Genomic DNA, 19,351 nt, shown 5'->3' on the forward strand with positions numbered 1-19,351 from the left:
TAAATGTACATTAATTGGCTTTTAATAAATCTAAAATCTGCACTCTAAAATCAAATTATCCTTTATCAGACAATCTTAAAATATCTCCAAAAACTCCTCTCGCTGTTACTGCAGAACCTGCACCGGCTCCTTGAATAACGATTGGACGATCTCCGTATGATTCTGTATAAATTTCGAAGAAAGAATCTGAACCTTTCAATCCGCCTAAAGCTGTATCTGAAGGTACTGAAACTAATTTCACTTCTAGATTTCCTTTGTCATTTTGCAAATCTCCAGACAATTCACCAATATATCTTAATACATGATTTGGTTTCTGATCGGCTTTTATTTTGTCGTAAATTGGATCGAATTCTTTTAGTTTCGTTAAGAAATCAGCAACATTTCCTTCGCGTAAATGTTCTGGTATTAAATTTTGAATTGCGATTTCTTCGAACTCATTTTGTAAATCTAATTCTCTTGCCAAGATCAATAACTTTCTTCCAACATCATTTCCGCATAAATCTTCACGCGGATCTGGCTCTGTATATCCGTTATCAATTGCTTCTTTCAAGATTTCGCTGAACGGAACGTCTTTTGCAGAGAAATTATTAAATAAATAACTCAATGTTCCTGAGAAAACTCCTTTTATTTTTGTGATATTTTCTCCCGAAAGGTGCAATAATTTAATTGTATCAATTAATGGTAATCCCGCGCCAACATTGGTTTCGTATAAATAATTCTTTTGGTTTTCCGCCAAAGCTTTTCTTAGTTCTTTATAAAAACCATAACTCAAGGTATTGGCTACTTTATTTGAAGAAATCAAATCGAAGCTGTTTTCTACAAGCGGAATATAGTTTTCTACAAAACTTGCGCTTGCGGTATTATCAACTGCAATTAAATTTTCTAAATGATGTTCATTTGCATAAGTGATAATATCGTTAATGGTGTAGTTTTCTCCTTTTGTCTGAATTTCGTTTTTCCAGTCTGAATTTACGCCATTTTTATTTAAAAGCACTTTTTTAGAATTTGCAATTGCAAAAACATTCAATTTAACATCTTTACGTTTTTCGATTGCAGATGCTGACTCTAAAATCTGATTGATTAAAGTTCCGCCTACTAAACCGTGGCCAATAATAGCAATATTGATTTTTTTAGAAACTCCAAAAATCTCACCATGAATTACATTCAACGCTTTATTAAGTTCTGATTTTTTTACAACCAAACTCACGTTTTTACCTGTAACGGTATTGTTGAATAATATTGGAACTATTTTGTTTTTTATTAAAGCAGTGTAAGGTTTGTGAAAAGTACTTAAATCCTGCCCAATAATCGAAATTACCGAAACATTATCGGTTACAGTAATCTGATTTACATCTTTTGAATAAAAGTCGTTTTCGAATTCTTTTTCTAATTCAACTACAGCAGTTGTGGCTTTATCAGTAGCGACAACAAGACCAATTCCTCTTTCTGAAGAGCCTTGTGAAATAATGCTGACACTGATATTGTGATCACCCATTACTTTAAAAATTCTGGCATCAACTCCAGATTTCCCAAGTAATCCACGTCCTTCAAGGTTTACCAACGAAACGTTTTCTAAAACCGAAAGTGTTTTAATTCCTTCTTTAGCAGAATCTGAAGTAATTAATGTCCCGCGATTTTCGTGGTTGAATGTATTTAAAATGCGAAGCGGGATATTTTTTTCTAATAATGGAATAATCGTTTTGGCATGCAGAATAGTGGCTCCAAAGTTTGCCAGCTCATTTGCTTCGTTAAACGATAAATATTCGATTTTCTTAGCATCAGCAACTAAATCTGGATTTGCAGTGTAAATACCATCTACGTGCGTAAAATTTTGAAGCTCTTCGGCATTCAGATAGTTTGCAATTAATGAAGCAGTGTAATTGCTTCCGTTTCTTCCTAGAGTTGTTGTATCGTTATTGTTGTTTGAACCTATGAATCCTGTTACAATATTAACGGTTGAACCATTATGTTCTTTGAAATAATTAATTACGTTTTTCTTTGAAAGCTGTTCTAAAGGCTGAGCATCTCCAAATTTTGAATCGGTTTTAAGCAAGTCTCTTGTATCAACGAAGTTGGCAGGAATTCCTTTTTCAAGCAAAATAGCCGTCAATAATTTAGCCGAAAGCAATTCTCCTTTTGACAAAATTTGATCTTTAATTTTTTTGCTGTAATCACCAATTAAGCTTACGCCTTCAAAAAGTTTATCCAAAACATTAAATTCTTCAGATAAATCTACTTGCGGATAATCTGATATTTGATATTTTTTAAAATTCTCTAATAGTTCTTTATAGCTTCCGTTTTTGGCAGCGATGCTTAAAATAAATTCCAACTCGTCTGTTGCGTTTCCACGAGCTGATACCACTACAGCAATATTTTCGCCTTGACTTACTTTATCAGAAATGATTGAAACAACTTTACTAAGTCCTTCTCCGTTTGATAATGATTTACCTCCAAATTTTAATACTTTCATTTTATTTTGCTATTGTTTCTGCCTTAAAAATATCGGCAAGTAAATGATCTAATTGTTTGTACTCTATTAAAAAAGCATCATGTCCGTGAACAGAATCGATTTCGCTGTAGGTGACATTTTCTTTAAACTTTTTTAATTCATTATAAGTTTCCAGATTTTCTTTTGGTGTAAAAAACAAATCTGAATTGATGGCTACGATATGAATCGCTGCTTTTGTTTTAGACATTAAAGTTTCAAAATCCCCACTGTCTCTTGTAATATCAATGGTTTTAAGCAGCTGATTCATCAATTTATAAGATGCCAATTGAAAACGCTGCTGTAATTTTTTACCATGATGTGCCAGCCAGCTTTCTATATTAAAAATCAAGAGATCTTGATTGGTGGTCCGTTGAAACTTTTCTTTGAATGATTCTGGAGAGCGGTAACACAACATTGCATGAATTCTGGCATCTTCTATAGGTTTTGAAGAATTGTTCAGGATTTGCTCTTGCAGATAGCAATTGGCGATCATCCAGTCTGTCGACTTCCAGTCAGTTGCAATCGGAATTAAATGTTCTGTGATATTTGGTTCTAAAGCCAAAATTTCCCAAGCGATTCCTCCGCCAACAGAACCGCCAATTATGGCAAATACCTGCTCAATATTTAGAGCTTCAAGTCCTTTTATAAAAATTCGGGCAATATCTCTAGTAGTAAAGTCTTGATAATTTTCGATTATAAACGAATCGTTTCCGTTTCCTGGAACATTAAAGGCCAGAACGGTGTACTTGTTGGTGTCGATTGTTTTTTCTTCGCCCACTAAATCATTCCACCATCCATTTTCTCCTGTAACCTGTGCATTTCCTGTTAAGGCATGATTTACCATAACAATCGGCGCGGTATGCAAAGGTCTGCCAGAAAGCGTAAAGCTTAATGGTAAGGATGAATAAAGTGCACCACTTTCTGTGATGAAATCTTGAATTATAATGGGATTGGGTCTATTTTCCAATTTCAAATCTTTTTATTTTTGATTTGTATGTGGAAATATTAGAAAGAAAGCCTAGAGTGAAACTAGAAAAATTCTTGTTGTTATCTTTCCACGTTTGGGCGTGGTAGAATGCAGCACCTTCTTCGATTTAACGAAGGGTTGCTAAGGATTCATCGGGTCTAATCCCTCGTCCTTTCTTTATAACATTTTCAATACGTTTTTGAACTTAAAGGTGCAAATTAACTACTAATTTCTTAAACAAGCAAATTTTATCGAAATTGATTCTGCAATTTCTTAAACATAATTCAACAAAACTATTGTACGCAAAAAATTACCGAACAAACTGCCCAGTAAGTTTATGCAGGTTTTACCCTATTTTATAACGTTTTTTGATTTAGATAAAAAGCGTTTCATTTTCTTTTGAATACATCAAAAACAATAATGAGTTCGGATCTTTTTTCTCCGTTTTTTTATCTGTCTCGTTTATGCCGAATCTTGGGTGTACCAATTCATTTGTCGGCGGCGGCAAATTGTTTCTTTTTGTTCTTATGCTTTTCAACGTTCTTGTTAAGTAGTTTAATGTGCTCATGATATTTAAGTTTAAGTTAGTTTGCGTTTTATAATCTTTACTTTTTCTTTAATTCTTTGTTATGGTAACCAAATGGAATAAAAAAACCCTTTTGGGTTTTTAATACCAAAAGGGTTTAAGTTTTTTTAGAACTTATATATACTTTTAGTATCAACAGACGCATACACAAATACGTGCGACATTAAACATCTTGTTCATCTGTAGTGACTTATTCATTTGCGATTTGACTGTTATTTTAAAAAATTCTTGCATTTGTTTGTTTTTATAAGCTTCTCGAAACTGCTGAAAATATTTCTATTGATTTTAAAATTTATTCAGCGGTTTTAACCGATGTGCATAACTATTAATTAGATTGCTAACTTATTGTATTTGATAGTATTTAGGGTCTTACAAATGTGCGAATATTTTTTCAATATCGCAAGCATTTCAAAAGAAAAAAGTCTTAAAAAACGTTAAAAAACAACCTTTTATCGTTAAAAAACACCCTACAAAATTGTGTTTTTATATTTTACAGGTTTAATCTTACAAAAATTTAACTAACTTTTCTGTTTCAATCTATCAAAGAACTATCTCCTAACATTAACTTCACTTACAGCCAAACAGCTTCTTTGTTTTTAATTTTCTCTGATACTTTCAAAATATCTGTAATTATACCTCTAGAAATTGCCTGTCTGCATGGCGCTGCACTTTGTATTACAATTGGGGTATTTGAATAGGATTCTGTATAAATTTCGAAAATAGTATCAGATCCTTTTAACTGTCCTATTGCAGATGTTATTGGTTCTGAAATTAATTTTACTTCTAATATATTTTTCTCAACATCATATTCGCCAACATATCGTAAAACATGATTTTCTGCCTGCGCAATTTTTTCTATTCTAAAGGATTTGTCGATTGCTTCTCTATTAAGAACTCCATTTTTCTCTAAATGTTCTTCTTTTATAAGTGAATCAATCTTTATATCTGAGAGTTCAAATTCTTTTCCTATTTCCCTAGTTAAAATCAGCAGTTTTCCTGCCGTATCATTTCCTGATAGATTTTCTTTAAAAGTAGAACGCATTAATCCTAATAAACCCGCATCTTTTAAAATAGAAGAGAATGAATTGTCTTCTGTCGAAAATCTATTAAATACGTAACTGAGGTTATCTGAAAATACGCCTCGAATTTTGGTGATTTTTTCTCCTGAATAATAAAGATCTCTTAAGGTCTGCAAAACAGGAAAACCAGTATCAACTGAGGTTTCGTATAAAAATTCTTTATCATACTTTTTAAGATTTTCTCTAATTTGTTTGTAAAGGTCTATTGAGAGCGTATTTGCTTTTTTATTTACGGCAACAATATTAAATCCGTTTTCGATCAATGTATTATAATGACCAATAAGTTCATCGCTCGCTGTTGCATCTACTGCAATTAAATTCTCAAATTCATTTTCCTTGGCAAATTCGACAATATCCTCAACTCTAAAAGGAACTGCCAATTCTCTAAAATTGGTTTCCCAAGCATATCCAACGCCTTCTTTCTCGAAAAAGGCAACTGTAGAATTGGTAATAATTGGAAAATGAAAATCGATATTTTTACTCTGAAGAAAAAACTCCTGACTTTCTATAATCTGATTGATTAAAGTGCTTCCTATATTTCCTATTCCAAATAGAATAATATTTATTTTAAGCTTTGACATAATTTTTAGTGTTTTAAAACTATAAAGAGATTTTATTATAAAAAATCACCTCTAGCAGAACTCACGCTGCTAAAGGCAATTTTTCAAACAAAAAACAAAAAAACCTAATTTTTACTGATATTGTACTGCGTTTTAGCTACGTTTTCAAAAACCGATTTTAAATCGGCAATCAAATCCTCAATATCTTCTATTCCAACAGAAAGTCGGATTAAATCTTTTGAAACTCCAGTCGATAATTGCTCTTCTTCAGACAATTGCTGGTGTGTTGTACTAGCAGGATGAATAATCAATGATTTTGTATCTCCAATATTTGCCAAAAGCGAGAATAGTTTAGTTTCATCAACTACTTTTTTAGCTGCCTCAAAACCTCCTTTTAATCCAAAAGTAACAACGCCGCTTTGTCCTTGCGGTAAATATTGTTGTGATAAATCATAATATTTACTTGATTTTAAACCTGGATAATTTACCCACACAACCTCATCTTGTTTCTCTAACCATTCGGCCAGCGCCAAAGCATTTTCGCTGTGTTTTTTAATTCGAATTGGCAGGGTTTCTAATCCTTGTATAATTTGAAAGGCATTGAACGGACTCAAAGCTGCTCCAAAATCACGCAATCCTTCGATTCTTGCTTTTGCTATAAAAGCAGCATTTCCTAAGGCTTCGTGATATACAAGTCCGTGGTATCCAGCAGAAGGCTCTGTAAATTCAGGAAATTTTCCGTTAGACCAGTCAAAAGTTCCGGCATCAATAATAGCACCGCCTAATGAAGTTCCGTTTCCGGCAATATATTTTGTCAGGGAATGAATCACAATGTTTACTCCATGCGCAATTGGATTCAATAAATAAGGTGTAGCAACTGTATTGTCTACGATAAAAGGAACTTTGAAGTTTTTGGCTTCGACCGAAATTCCTTTTAAATCTAAAACATCTAATTTTGGATTTCCAAGAGATTCTACAAAAAATGCTCTCGTATTTTCTTTAGCTGCTTTTGTAAAGTTTTCTGGTTTTGAAGGATCTACGAAAGTTGTTGTAATTCCTAAACGCGGTAATGTTACACTTAATAAATTATAAGTTCCTCCATACAAACTATTTGAAGCCACAATGTGATCGCCGGCTTTTAGCAATGTTAACAAAGCTGTAGAAATTGCTGATGCTCCCGAAGCCGTTACTACAGCTCCAATTCCGCCTTCAAGTGCTGCTAAACGCTGCTCTAAAACATCGTTTGTTGGGTTATTTAATCTTGTATAGATAAATCCTGCTTCGGCAAGACCAAATAAATTGGCCGCATGATCTGAATTATTAAATACATATGATGATGTTTGATAAATTGGCACTGCTCTTGTTCCTGCGTTTTTAGTAACATCGTGTCCTGCGTGTAATGCGTTTGTTGCAAATTTTTGTGTACTCATGATTTCTTAGTTTTTTAGGTATTGTTAATACTATTATATATTGTTATTTGATTTTGAAATTGCAATTAAATAAAAAGATCTTCATCTTCTAGATCATACATTTGAAACAGCAGCGATTTTTGACTTTTTATATTCTGCTCTGTATTTATTCTTACAACTTCTTTTGTTAGCTCTTCTGATATGTTATTGTTATTTTGAGAATCGTTTCTCAATAAATATTCTATTGCGATTGAATTTAGTGTTTTCATAATTTTAATTTTAAATGTGTGAATTAAAAAAAAGCCCTTTCGGATGGCGACCAAAAGGGCTTATAGTTCTAACTATAACAAAGATTTTATCTTTCACTTTTGGCAACAGCAAGTTGGGATGCACATTTGCATCATTCTACAACACATCATATTTTTTCTTGCTATTGTTTTCATTTTAATTAAAATTTAAGTCTTATTTTAAATTCTACTAATTCGATAGAGTAAATGTAATAAGTATTTATTTAACTACCAAATTAAAAATTGATATTTTATATATTTTTTTCTTCTAGTACTGAAAATCAAATAATCAGCATTAAAAATCAAGATTAAAAAGTTTAGCTGCTCGCGATAGCTATCGGGATAACAGATTACAAAGATTCAAAAAATCAATGCTAATTCGGTTAATCCATATATCCCGATAGCTATCGCGAGCAGCCGACTCTTTCAACTTTTAAAATTTAAAGCTCAAACGAGCAAAACCAAACCTGCCGTTTAATCCAAATTGAGATACTGCTCTTGAGTATGCAAATTGGTTTGCATTGCTCAAATCTGTACTTGGCGCAGGCGACAATGTTGGAGTTGTATTTGTAAATGCAGGAGTTGCAGGATTATTTCTATCCGGATAAACATCTCCTATATTATTAAAGCCAATTGTTGCTCTAAAATGTTCATTGATTTGATATCCTAAAGATAAGTCTGTAACAAGTTTTGCACTATATTCCGGATGTTCGTATACTGATGAAAATCCGTCTAAGTTTACATCTGTCGCTCCCGGATCTGTAACTTTTCCAAAATAGCTGTTTCTTAAATAAATATCTAATTTCTTAATACTGAATGTTGTCATTAAATTTGCTTTCAGCTTTGGAATTGCTTCTTCTAAATAAATTCTGCTTGACTCAGGAAAAAATGAATAAATATAAGGATCTCCACCTGCATCAATTATAGATTTTGGAATATGTAAATCACCTACTCTCTTCGTTTCATTATAGCTTAGTGCTAAATCGTTTCGAATAATGAAATCCTGAATTACATCGTATTTTTGAGAAATTACTAAATCAATTCCTTTCGTTTCAGAGTCAATTCCGTTTGTCCAAAACGAAGCTCTTTCTACACCTTTAAGATCAAACGCTTGTTGAAACAATGTCAAGGCGTCTTTTTGACTTTGTGAAGTTGCCGCACTTATCTGCGCATCTGTTGGTCTTGCATATTGTCCTGACAATACAACTCGGTCATTAATTCTGGTAAAGTAAGCATCTGTTGCAATTGTAATATTGGCTGCAGGAATTTTAAATGTAAATCCTGTACTGATACTTTTTGATTTTTCTGGTTTTAAATTTTCTACTCCAATGCTTTTTGCAGCCTGTGAATCATTTGTAAAATAACCTACTTGATATGGTGAACCATTAATAAATTGAGTTGAACTTGATTCAAAATATTTTTGTTGTAAAGAAGGCGCTCTAAAACCAGTTTGCCCAGAAATTCTCCAATTTATGTTTTCATTTAATTTTAAAAGAGACGCTAATTTAAAAGTAACCGTACTTCCAAAATCTGAATAGTTCTCATAACGTGCCGCTCCATTTACAAGCCATTTTTCTGTGGCATTCAATTCTAAATCTATATAAGCTGCTCCACTTTTTCTATCTCTTTCTTTAGCATCTGAAGGTTGAAAACCAGAAAATCCTTGTGCTCCAGCACCGCGTTTGTTGCCAAAAAAGTCAGTAACAATTAATGGTGAATTACTTGGAAGAATTCCAGAAACTACATTTCCGTTTACATCATACAATCCGTATGAAGCTTCTTCACCTTGTTTAATTTGGTAATTTTCATATCTAAATTCCCCTCCAAAAGCTACGTTTAAACCCGCTAAAACATCATACTTTCTACTAAAATCTAAATTTGTTGTGCTTTGTAAAAACGAAACTTTACCAGCATCAAAACTAAATGGCGAATTGGTTCCTAAAGTTGCATTAATAGTATTGTTTACATCATACTTAAAAGAGTTTGTTCCAAGATTTGAACTCAAATCTGTATCGAAACCAAATAATTCTGTAGTAACACCTACTGCAGCCGAAGCATCTAGAATGTCTGATTCTATTTCTGGTAAGAATCCATTTTCGTACACTTGCGTAAATGTTCCTGAACCATTTGGAAGTCTGTTAAAAGCATACGATTTACTGTTTCTATAGGAGATTCCCCCAAATGAATATAAAGATGTGATTTCACTTAAAGGATATTTTGCATTATAATATGCCTGCCCAGACGCTAATTCTGACTGACCAACACTCATATTATAATCACTTCTTTGCTGACCTCTGTATGCCAATTCATTATTAGTCACATCAAAATTAAGCGCCGTCTGCATTTGCGTAAGCGTTGATGCCGAAGCAATAGCGCTTTGCTGTGCCGGCGTAAAATAACTTACTTGCGGCGCATATTGTTTTAATGATGTCAAAATTTGCGCTGAGTTTGGAGTTGTATTTATATTACTAAACAGCGAGTTAATTTCAACACCGTTTTGTGCTGCTCTGTTCTCGACAGCATTATAAGCATTAAAAATAGCATTACTTCTAATTCCTGCTCGGCTTGTTGCTTGTCTAGTTACAGCAGTACCAGTAATATTTAAAAAACTACCAGGTTTTCCTAAAGAAGTTCCATAGTTTAAATCAACCTGTGCAGTTTGTCCGTCAGCGCCGCCTTTAAAATTATTAGATCCTGAAGATAAATTTGCACCGTATTGAATACCTCCTGAAAGATAATTGGCATTCTTTTTAAGTACTATATTAATTACTCCAGCAATAGCATCAGAACCGTATTGAGCCGCCGCACCATCTCTTAAAACTTCGATTCTCTCGATTGCAAAAGACGGAATTGCATTTAAATCGGTTCCTACTGAACCTCTTCCTGGTGATCCGTTTATATTTACTAAAGCACTTGTATGTCTACGTTTTCCGTTTACTAAGATCAAAACCTGATCTGGTCCTAAACCTCTTAATTGAGCAGGATCAACGTGATCTGTTGCATCAGCTGTAGATGTTGCATTACTGGTAAACGACGGTGCAACATAATTTAAAATTTGAGTCACACTGGTTTGCGGCGCTCCTTTTGTAATATCTGCAATATTAAAAACATCAACCGGAACCGGCACATCTGTTTTAACTCTATTTTTACTTCTTGAACCAATAATAGTAACTTCTGACAATTCATTGTTTTTCAAGCTATCCTGCTCTTTTTTATTTTCCTGAGCATTAATGCCTGAAAAAGTCAGCAGGCCTAAAGCGATTAATACATTTTTTTTCATTGTTTTTCTGATTAATTAGTGTTTTGTTTGGTTTTAAAAAAGCATTACAGTCGTTCTTGTGCAAAAAAAAACCTCTGCAGATTGCAGAGGTTCTATATATATTTTTTGAAAAAAAAACTACAATAGTATCTCTGCGGATAACTCCGGCATCTTACAAGACATCATATTGCAAATTGTTGTTTTCATTTTTTTGTTATTTTGATGGGGCAAATGTGCGAACTATTTTTTAATCAGCCAAACAAAAACTAAAATATTTTCCATTACCCTATCAAATTAGTATATTAGTGTTAAATTTATGCTATAAAAAATAAAAAAAGTTGAACTTTAATTTGCAAATCAAAATGGTTTTATACCTTTGCACCCGAATACAGAGGAAAAATTTGAACTGATTGCAACCTCTTCATAATGAAACGGTTCGTTATGGATGCTGAAACAAATATTTCAGTAGTAAAAAATGCTAAAGCAGAAACTCTCCTTTAGCCCTTTTTAGCAATTATTTTTCTCGCTTAATTTTAAATTTAATACATTATTATGGCTTATTTATTTACGTCAGAATCTGTTAGTGAAGGGCATCCAGACAAAGTTGCAGATCAAATTTCGGATGCATTAATTGATAACTTTTTGGCATTTGATGCTGACTCAAAAGTAGCTTGTGAAACTCTTGTTACTACTGGTCAGGTAATTTTAGCTGGTGAAGTAAAATCGAATACTTATCTTGATGTACAGCAAATTGCACGCGACGTAATCCGTAAAATTGGATATACTAAAAGCGAGTACATGTTTGAAGCAAATTCTTGTGGAATTCTTTCTGCAATTCATGAGCAGTCTGCAGACATTAATCAAGGTGTTGACAGAGCTAAGCCAGAAGAGCAAGGTGCTGGTGACCAAGGAATGATGTTTGGTTACGCTACAAACGAAACTGAAAACTTCATGCCATTGGCACTTGATTTATCTCATAAATTATTACAAGAATTAGCAATCTTAAGACGCGAAAATAACGAGATCACTTATTTACGTCCAGATGCTAAATCTCAAGTAACTTTAGAATACAGTGACGATAACAAACCAACTCGTATTGATGCGATTGTTATCTCGACTCAACATGATGATTTTGACGAAGAAGCTGCAATGCTTGCTAAAATCAAAAAAGATATTGTTGAAATTTTAATTCCTAGAATCATTGCTAAAAATCCAGCTCACGCACATTTATTCAATGATAAAATCAACTACCATATTAACCCAACAGGAAAATTCGTTATTGGAGGACCTCACGGAGATACTGGTTTAACTGGAAGAAAAATTATCGTTGATACCTATGGTGGAAAAGGTGCTCACGGTGGTGGTGCATTTTCTGGAAAAGACCCGAGTAAAGTAGATAGAAGTGCTGCTTATGCAACTCGTCATATCGCTAAAAACTTAGTAGCTGCTGGTGTTGCTGACGAAATCTTAGTACAAGTTTCTTACGCAATTGGAGTTGCTGAGCCAATGGGAATTTTCATTGAAACTTACGGAACTTCTAAAGTAAACTTAACTAACGGTGAAATCGCTAAAAAAGTAGAAGCTATCTTTGATATGCGTCCTTACTTTATTGAGCAAAGATTAAAATTAAGAAACCCTATTTACAGTGAAACTGCTGCTTACGGACACATGGGACGTAAACCAGAAACGGTTACTAAAACTTTCTCTGCTCCTGGAGGAAACACAAAAACAGTTACTGTTGATTTGTTTACATGGGAAAAACTTGATTTTGTTGACCAAGTAAAAGCTGCATTTGGATTGTAATTCAATCTAAATTCAAAATATAAAAAAGGCTGTCTATAATTTTAAGACAGCCTTTTTGTTTTTATTACCTACGTATTAATTCAACGCAGATGAAACTGATTTACTTTGTAAAGACGCGGATGAAAACGGATTTTTTTCTTGGTTTATCTGCTAAACTTTTTGAAAGCTTAACTATAATAAAATCCGTTTTCATCCGCGTTTTCGCGATAGCGAATCCGTTGTATCCGCGTCTTAATTCCTCCCAATAAAAAATTATCTTTCCAATTTTACATTTGGCAATGTTTTCGGACGATTTGCATCATTTGATAAAATCCAACCTGTACGATACATCCATTCTGTCATTTTACGCAGTTTTACGTAATCAATGTTTTCTGACTCATCCATTGGAGTATGATATTGACTGTGCAGTACGCTTGTAAAGAAAACTGCAGGAATTCCTCTTTTCGCATAAGGCAAATGATCTGAACGGAAGTAAAAATACTCCGGATGTTCTGGTCTGTCCCAAAGTTTATCCAAATCAAATTTTGGTCCTTCGTCATTTGCTTTTTTTGCAATGGCTACTAAATCAGATGAATTTTCATGAGGAGAACTAGAACCAAGTAATGCCGCTTGATTTACATTGTTTCTTCCAATCATATCACCGTTTAAAACTGCTACAATGTCTTTTTCTGGAACAGTAGGATGTGCTGCATACCATCTCGATCCTAACAATCCGCGCTCTTCAGAACCATGAAATACAAACAAAGCTGTTCTTTTTCCCGGCTGTTTTTTATAAGCTCTTGCAATTGCCAGCATTGCTACACAAGTACTTGCATTATCATCTGCTCCATTATAAATAGAATCCTGACCGTATTTTTGACGTACTCCGTCATGATCCTGATGCCCGCTGAAAAGTACATATTCATTTTTCAATTTAGGATCTGTTCCTGCAATTGTACCCACAACATTTACTGAAGGATATTTATAGGTTTCAGAAACTACTTCAGTAGACAAAATATCTTTTGTCGTTTTTAAATATTCCAATTGATCTCCGTGTACCCAAAAAACTGGCATCGTTGCACCTATTTTGTCACGAAAACCTTCAATTCCGTAAATTCCTCTTGTCATTTGTGGTTCAACTTGAGACCAGCTTTGTTCTGCTAATTCGTCAGCGACCATAATAAGCGCAACCGCCCCTTTTTTTACAACAAGATCATAATATTTATTTCGCACTAAACCTGGATACCTTCTGTCAAAAAGCGAAATATCATCAGCAATTCCTTCTTTTGAAGCCAGTAAAACAACTGCTTTTCCTTGAATGTCGGCTTTTTCGATTTCCTCTTTTGTGGCTGCACCTAAATACAGTAAAGAACCTTCAACTTTTACATTAGTTGTTTCTGCAACCAGAACGTCTTTCCATAATTTATATTCTTTCTTGCCTATTTTAAATTTTGTATTTGGTGTAACCTGATGTCTGTACAAATCAAAAAACTGAAAATAAGTCCCATCGTCTCCAGCTGGAGCCATTCCGGCTTCTTTGGCTTTATTGGCAAGCCACATCGATACTTTTAATTCATCAAGTGTTCCAGCTTCACGACCATTAAAATGATCTCCAGCCATTTGATACATATCGGTTCTAAGATCTTTATCTGTTATTGCCGAAACTAACGGTTTTTTAATTGCCTGTGCAAAAGTCAGTGCACCAGAGGCAAGTAAAACAAGGAGCATTTTGTTTTTCATACATTTTAATTTAGTATTTCAAACTTAAGCATTTCGAGGCAATTTTTTCGATTTTTTACATCAAAAACAGCGAATAGCAGCGATTAATAAACAAAAATGGCCATCTCTATAGACAGCCATTTCATTTTTCTCAACTATTTATTTAATACGTTCCGTTTTGCATTTTAGTTAAGGTTTCTTTAATTTCTGCAGCAGTTTCTGCTTCAACCTGAGCATTCAAATATTTCACAGCCAATTTTTGCGTTTCAATTGCTTTTTGTTTCTGACCGTCTTTATAATATAATTGCGCTAAAGTATCTAAATAATACGGATTGTTTTTGGTTACAATCAAACTATACTCTGACCAATTGATTGCCGATTTAATATAATCAGCATTTTCAGGCTTCAAAACAACTGCCCAAGCTGCTGAATTACATAGATTAGAATTATACTCTTTAAATGAATTCCATCCGTTATACGAATAATCAGAATTATAATCGATCGTTGTAAATAAATCATCTAATCGCTGAATTGCATTTCCTTTATCTGTCGACAAATAAGTATCAAAATAAGCGCTGAATTCTTTTAAAAGAGCAGTATCATTACCATTCGTTTCAGCCTCTTGACTTAAATAGTTTAAATAATTTTTGTAGCAGTCAAAACCACCTTTTCCTGCTGCAATTAACTTTTTATACACTGCAATAGCTTTGTCTTGACTCGTCTTCCCTTCAGTTTCATCTTGCGCTGCATAAGTATCTTGCTGTAAAGCAAATGAAATTTCTGCACTTAGGTTTCCAATTTTAGTTCCATCAGCCGCTTCGACTTCACTATTTTCAGCCTCTTTATTTATTTTTTCAATAGCATCGTAATGTTTTATCAAATAATCGATCGCTAAGAAATCAGTGTCGTTAAGAATCTTTTCTTCCTTAAAAAGCTGTTTAGTAAATCCTTGATCTTTGATTTCTTTTATAATCGTTTCTACCAAAAGCATATTTGGCTTAGTATCTTTTTGATGTGTTTCAATAAGTTTTTTCCAAATCTTTTCGATTCCTTTTTTATCTTGAACTACCTTAGTTACTACAAAATCTGTTGAATTAGGGTCTGTTGCATCATTAGTGTCATAATCGTATGAAACTTCTAAAGCTGAAACTTTATTAAAAGCGTTTATCAAATCTGCATCTGTTGCTTTTTTATTTTTTATTGCTTTATCAAAAACTAAAAAAGCATCTGCACGTTTTAGCTGGCGGTAAAAATCACTGTAATACCCAAATTGATATTCCTTGCCTGCTAAATCTGATTTTGCTTGTGCTAATACTTCTCCATCACCATTCAAAACTATTATAGCAGGATCGTTTACAATTTTATTATTTTTCAGCCATTTTTTATCTTCGGCTCCTGCCAAATAAAAATTGTACACGTCATATTGAGGATTGTACTCGGTATACATATTATATCCAATCTGTGTTTCCTGACCTTTTATAAAGAAATCAAAATCAGTTTTTGCAGAATCTTTGCCATTCGCTGCAACTACTAAAAATTTATCTTTGACTTGTTTGGTTGCAGCAAGTGCATTTTTTAGATTATTTTCTATCTTTAACTTAAAATCTACTTGGCTCACTGCTGCAATACTATCAAGGGAAAAAGGTGCTGCAACGCTGTCTACTGCAGCTGATGCTGCCAAAGCTTCTTCTTTTCCTGGATAAGTCCAGTTTGAAACAGTTTTACTTTCGAGCGGAATAACTTTTTGAGATTTCTCTGGCTGAGCATTTTTTTCATTAAAAAATGTCAATGGATTTTTTCCTCCTTTCTCAGAAATTTTTAATCCGTTTGTGCTTTTATCAAAAAAACCAGACAGCCTTAAATCTCCTAAAACTGGTAATTCATAATTGATTGTTATTTCTGAAACTTCTTTTGGCAAAGCATATTTATAAACACTAGAATTTCCTTCGTAGCCTTCATACACTAAATACAAAAAATCGGCTTTATCAATTTCAAACTCTAAATCAGCTTTGATCCAATTAGGATCTATTTTGGTTTTTACATCGATCAAACTTTGATATTGAACTAAATCTGATCCTTTTTGAGTTCCTATATAAAAAGGATAATAGGCTGGATCTATAAATTTTACTTTGATCTTCTTTGCTTTATTATTGTTTACAAAAGAAAGATTAAAAATGTTTTTGTCTTTTCCATTTTGTATAAAAAGTAATGAATCTCCTTTGATTTCATAATCACCAGAATATAGAATCAACTCATATTTATTATTATCTAATAAATTAAGCTTGATTTTTTGACCTTTATCTGTAGACAGATACGATCCTTTTTCAATTGTTTTTGTCTGAGAGAATGCAGACATTCCAGTAAACAAGAGCATTAAACTCCAAATAAGATTGCGCATGACTAAAATTTTGTGGTTAATTTTGTTGCGCAAAGGTATTTCTTTATTGTCTGAATCGGAACACTTAAATCTAAAATAATGTAACTAAAATACTATAAATTGTATTTCATTGAGAATATGATATATCGCGGCTGGACGGTATATTGAGAAACTCTTGTAGAAAACTGTGAGAAGCTGTCGTCGTTAAGATATTTTGTGTTTAATAAGTTTGTTGCAGAAACTTTGTACTCCCATTTACTATTCTTTTTTTGATAAATTAAACTAGCGCTTAAAAAATCATATTCGTTATCTACAGTTTTATTTCCGTTATAATAATGATAGAATTCATATTCTGAAACAAACGAAAAACTTTTTAAAAAGTAATAATCTAGTCGGGCAAAAGGCTTATCTGTATAATAAGTAGAACCGCTGTACTTATTGATTAATGCATTATAACCAAATTCAATATTGGGAAAGTTTTTATAATTTGTTGATGCTTTTATGGTATAGCTCTGAACAAAACTTTCGGTCGCTGCCAATTTATCATTTTGAATATTGTTGAATTTCGACCAGTTTAAACTTGCACTTGCTGACGCTTTATAGTTTTTCAAGAAGGAACGTCCGTAAGTTCCCATTCCGCTAAAAGTTTCATCGGCTAAATTTGAGTTGTATGGCGATGATGATTGATTAATTCCTTCAAAATTGGCTTTAGTTTTTATGGCATCAACTTTTTTTGTGTAGGATGCATTGGCAAAAATATTCTCAAAATTAAACATATTGTATTTAAAGTAGCGAAGCGAATGCACTTGAGAAGTTGCATTTTCCAGAAATCTATTACCGCGGAATAAACTGCTGTAATCAGACAAAACATAACCCGCTGCCAGCTGATTAATATCTGTAAAATCGTTTGTTAAAGAGAAATTATAGGTCAGCGTTTCTGATTTTTTAATTTGATACAGTGCAAAAAAATCAGGCAGTACTTTTACGAAATTTTGCGAATAGTTTGTCCCTAACTGCGTATTTGCCATTTGGTATGAATGTACGCTTACTCCAGGTGTCAAAGTAAATTTTCCAGTTAGAATTTTATAATGGAAACCTAGAAAGACATCGTTAAAATTATAATTCACATCATTATTATTGGCCGCATCATTCAAATCATTTTTATCTCCGTTATCCAACATCTGAAAAATATGAGAATTAAAATCTTGATACGAATAGGTATTTCCTAAGGTAATATTGATATTGCTTTTGGGCGTTACCATATAATAATAATCCAATTTAGCATCTAGTTTATTCGTTTTTACAAATCGGTTTTGATTGAGATCATTCCTTTTTTGACCCGAAATATAGCCTGACAAATCAAATGGCTGCGTGCGCAAATTGGCGTTGTAAAATGGGTTTTCGTCTTGATATAAATGCTGCATTTCAAAAGCAAATATATTCTTGGCGCTTTGTGTATAATACAAACTCAAATTTTGATTTATTGAGGTCGGATCTTGTTTTTTACCTGTCAAAATAGTTTCAACTGTCGAGGCATTACTTACAATTGATTCGCGCAGCAAATCAGTATCTTCATTTTGTTTTGACAATTTGGTTAAAATATCATAATCAAACTGAAATTTATCATTTGGTTTATAGGTTGAACTTAATTTAAAAAGCCCCAAATTATTCTTTTGATGCGTTAATTCATCGCGTTTCTGCTGATCTCCAGAATCAAGAATTGTAGTCTGCGATTTGGTTTCAAGATCTGTTTTTGAAGTCGAAAGTATTCCAAAACCGCTAATATTCCATGCTTTTGAAACGGAATAAGCGAAGTTTGTTGCTCCAAATTTGGTTTCAATTTCTTTGGCGCGATTATTTCTTAAAATCGAAATTCCTAAATCATTTGAAGAAACATTAAAAGAGCTTCCTCCCTTTTTCATCATATTTTTAAAACCGCCGGTAAACTTAAAATAATCCTGTGCGGTAAGCGGCAGCTCTCCAATATTATTAAAATTGGTGATTAAATTAATGCTGTATTTTGGACTGTAATAAAACAATTTTGGATTAATAATATAACGGCTGTCTAGTTCTGCAACTCCAATTCCTGCGGTAACATCTCCAAACCAAAAGTTTTTCTTTCCTTCTTTTAGTTTGATATTCATCGCTACATTATCTTGATCATTTTCTAAGCCTTTTAAAGCACTTACTTCGTTATAATTTCTAAGAACCTGTACTTTATCAATAGCATCAGCTGGAATATTTTTAACGCCTAATTTGGTGTCACCGTCAAAAAAGTCTTTGCCTTCAACCATCAATTTGCTTACTTTTTTTCCTTCAACTTCAATTTCTCCATCGGCATTTACTTCAACTCCCGGCAATTTTTTCAAAACGTCTTCGAGTTTTTTTTCTGTACCCGATTTAAACGAATCAGCATTATAAACAATGGTGTCTCCTTTTATAGAAACGGGCATTTCACGCACAATTTCTACTCCTTCTAATTCAATTCCTGCGCCGTCTAAAACAATATTCTGGCTGATGTTTTCCGTTTTAGTCAAAACAGCAATTTCCTTAGATTTCATTCCAAGGTAACTTACTTTGATTGTATAAGAGGTATTCGATTTTAAAGTAAGCTGAAACTTCCCTTTATCATTAGTAATCCCATAAGAATCCATTGCTTTTGTCCCGTTGTTAACCGCCATAATATTGGCCATTTCTAACGAATTTTTCTGTTCATCCTGAATAACTCCATCAAAACGAACACTCTGAGAAAAGGATATAGAAGTAAAAAATAAGGCGAATAAAAAAAGCGTCTTGTTCATCAAGAAAGTAATTAGGATAAATATTTTAGAGTTAGCA

At 33.1% G+C, this 19,351-nt stretch carries 11 protein-coding genes and 1 riboswitch; of the genes, 1 reads left to right on the forward strand and 10 read right to left on the reverse strand.

Features of this window, described 5'->3' with window-relative positions; translation table 11 throughout:
- Positions 1 to 55: 55 nt before the first annotated feature.
- From thrA to ACHRVL_RS00845, 7 genes are all read right to left on the reverse strand, one after another.
- Positions 56 to 2,470 (reverse strand): bifunctional aspartate kinase/homoserine dehydrogenase I, encoded by a 2,415-nt coding sequence (thrA, locus tag ACHRVL_RS00815; RefSeq protein WP_395409607.1) that lies wholly within the window; start codon positions 2,468 to 2,470, stop codon positions 56 to 58.
- 1 nt (position 2,471) lies between these two features.
- Positions 2,472 to 3,455: an alpha/beta fold hydrolase gene (locus ACHRVL_RS00820; RefSeq protein ID WP_395409609.1), complete on the reverse strand. Its 984-nt coding sequence runs from the start codon at positions 3,453 to 3,455 to the stop codon at positions 2,472 to 2,474.
- 77 nt (positions 3,456 to 3,532) lie between these two features.
- A riboswitch (SAM riboswitch) is annotated at positions 3,533 to 3,641 on the reverse strand.
- Positions 3,642 to 3,828: 187 nt separating this feature from the next.
- The gene (locus ACHRVL_RS00825) at positions 3,829 to 4,023 is read right to left on the reverse strand and encodes a hypothetical protein (protein WP_089052578.1); all 195 of its coding nucleotides are present in this window, start codon (positions 4,021 to 4,023) and stop codon (positions 3,829 to 3,831) included.
- 589 nt (positions 4,024 to 4,612) lie between these two features.
- The gene (locus ACHRVL_RS00830) at positions 4,613 to 5,701 is read right to left on the reverse strand and encodes an aspartate kinase (protein WP_129053194.1); all 1,089 of its coding nucleotides are present in this window, start codon (positions 5,699 to 5,701) and stop codon (positions 4,613 to 4,615) included.
- 104 nt (positions 5,702 to 5,805) lie between these two features.
- On the reverse strand, positions 5,806 to 7,110 hold the full coding sequence (locus ACHRVL_RS00835) for an O-acetylhomoserine aminocarboxypropyltransferase/cysteine synthase family protein (RefSeq protein WP_395409611.1): 1,305 nt from the start codon (positions 7,108 to 7,110) through the stop codon (positions 5,806 to 5,808).
- A 65-nt stretch (positions 7,111 to 7,175) separates the two neighbouring features.
- Positions 7,176 to 7,358 (reverse strand): hypothetical protein, encoded by a 183-nt coding sequence (locus tag ACHRVL_RS00840; RefSeq protein ID WP_395409613.1) that lies wholly within the window; start codon positions 7,356 to 7,358, stop codon positions 7,176 to 7,178.
- Between the two features lie 451 nt (positions 7,359 to 7,809).
- Positions 7,810 to 10,656, reverse strand: coding sequence for a TonB-dependent receptor plug domain-containing protein (locus ACHRVL_RS00845; RefSeq protein WP_395409615.1), 2,847 nt, complete (start codon positions 10,654 to 10,656; stop codon positions 7,810 to 7,812).
- Between the two features lie 531 nt (positions 10,657 to 11,187).
- Between ACHRVL_RS00845 and metK the strand changes: the two genes are divergently transcribed.
- On the forward strand, positions 11,188 to 12,438 hold the full coding sequence (gene metK / locus ACHRVL_RS00850) for a methionine adenosyltransferase (protein ID WP_089052574.1): 1,251 nt from the start codon (positions 11,188 to 11,190) through the stop codon (positions 12,436 to 12,438).
- Between the two features lie 252 nt (positions 12,439 to 12,690).
- Here metK and ACHRVL_RS00855 read toward each other — a convergent pair whose 3' ends face one another.
- The 3 genes from ACHRVL_RS00855 to ACHRVL_RS00865 all read right to left on the reverse strand — a co-directional run bounded on the left by ACHRVL_RS00855 (position 12,691) and on the right by ACHRVL_RS00865 (position 19,314).
- Positions 12,691 to 14,157, reverse strand: a complete 1,467-nt coding sequence (locus ACHRVL_RS00855) for a M28 family metallopeptidase (RefSeq protein ID WP_395409616.1) — start codon at positions 14,155 to 14,157, stop codon at positions 12,691 to 12,693.
- Positions 14,158 to 14,299: 142 nt separating this feature from the next.
- Positions 14,300 to 16,534: a hypothetical protein gene (locus ACHRVL_RS00860; protein ID WP_395409618.1), complete on the reverse strand. Its 2,235-nt coding sequence runs from the start codon at positions 16,532 to 16,534 to the stop codon at positions 14,300 to 14,302.
- Between the two features lie 92 nt (positions 16,535 to 16,626).
- Positions 16,627 to 19,314: a carboxypeptidase-like regulatory domain-containing protein gene (locus tag ACHRVL_RS00865; protein ID WP_395409619.1), complete on the reverse strand. Its 2,688-nt coding sequence runs from the start codon at positions 19,312 to 19,314 to the stop codon at positions 16,627 to 16,629.
- Between the last annotated feature and the right edge of the window lie 37 nt (positions 19,315 to 19,351).

It is taken from the genome of Flavobacterium sp. FlaQc-28, from assembly GCF_044007415.1.
GTDB lineage: Bacteria > Bacteroidota > Bacteroidia > Flavobacteriales > Flavobacteriaceae > Flavobacterium.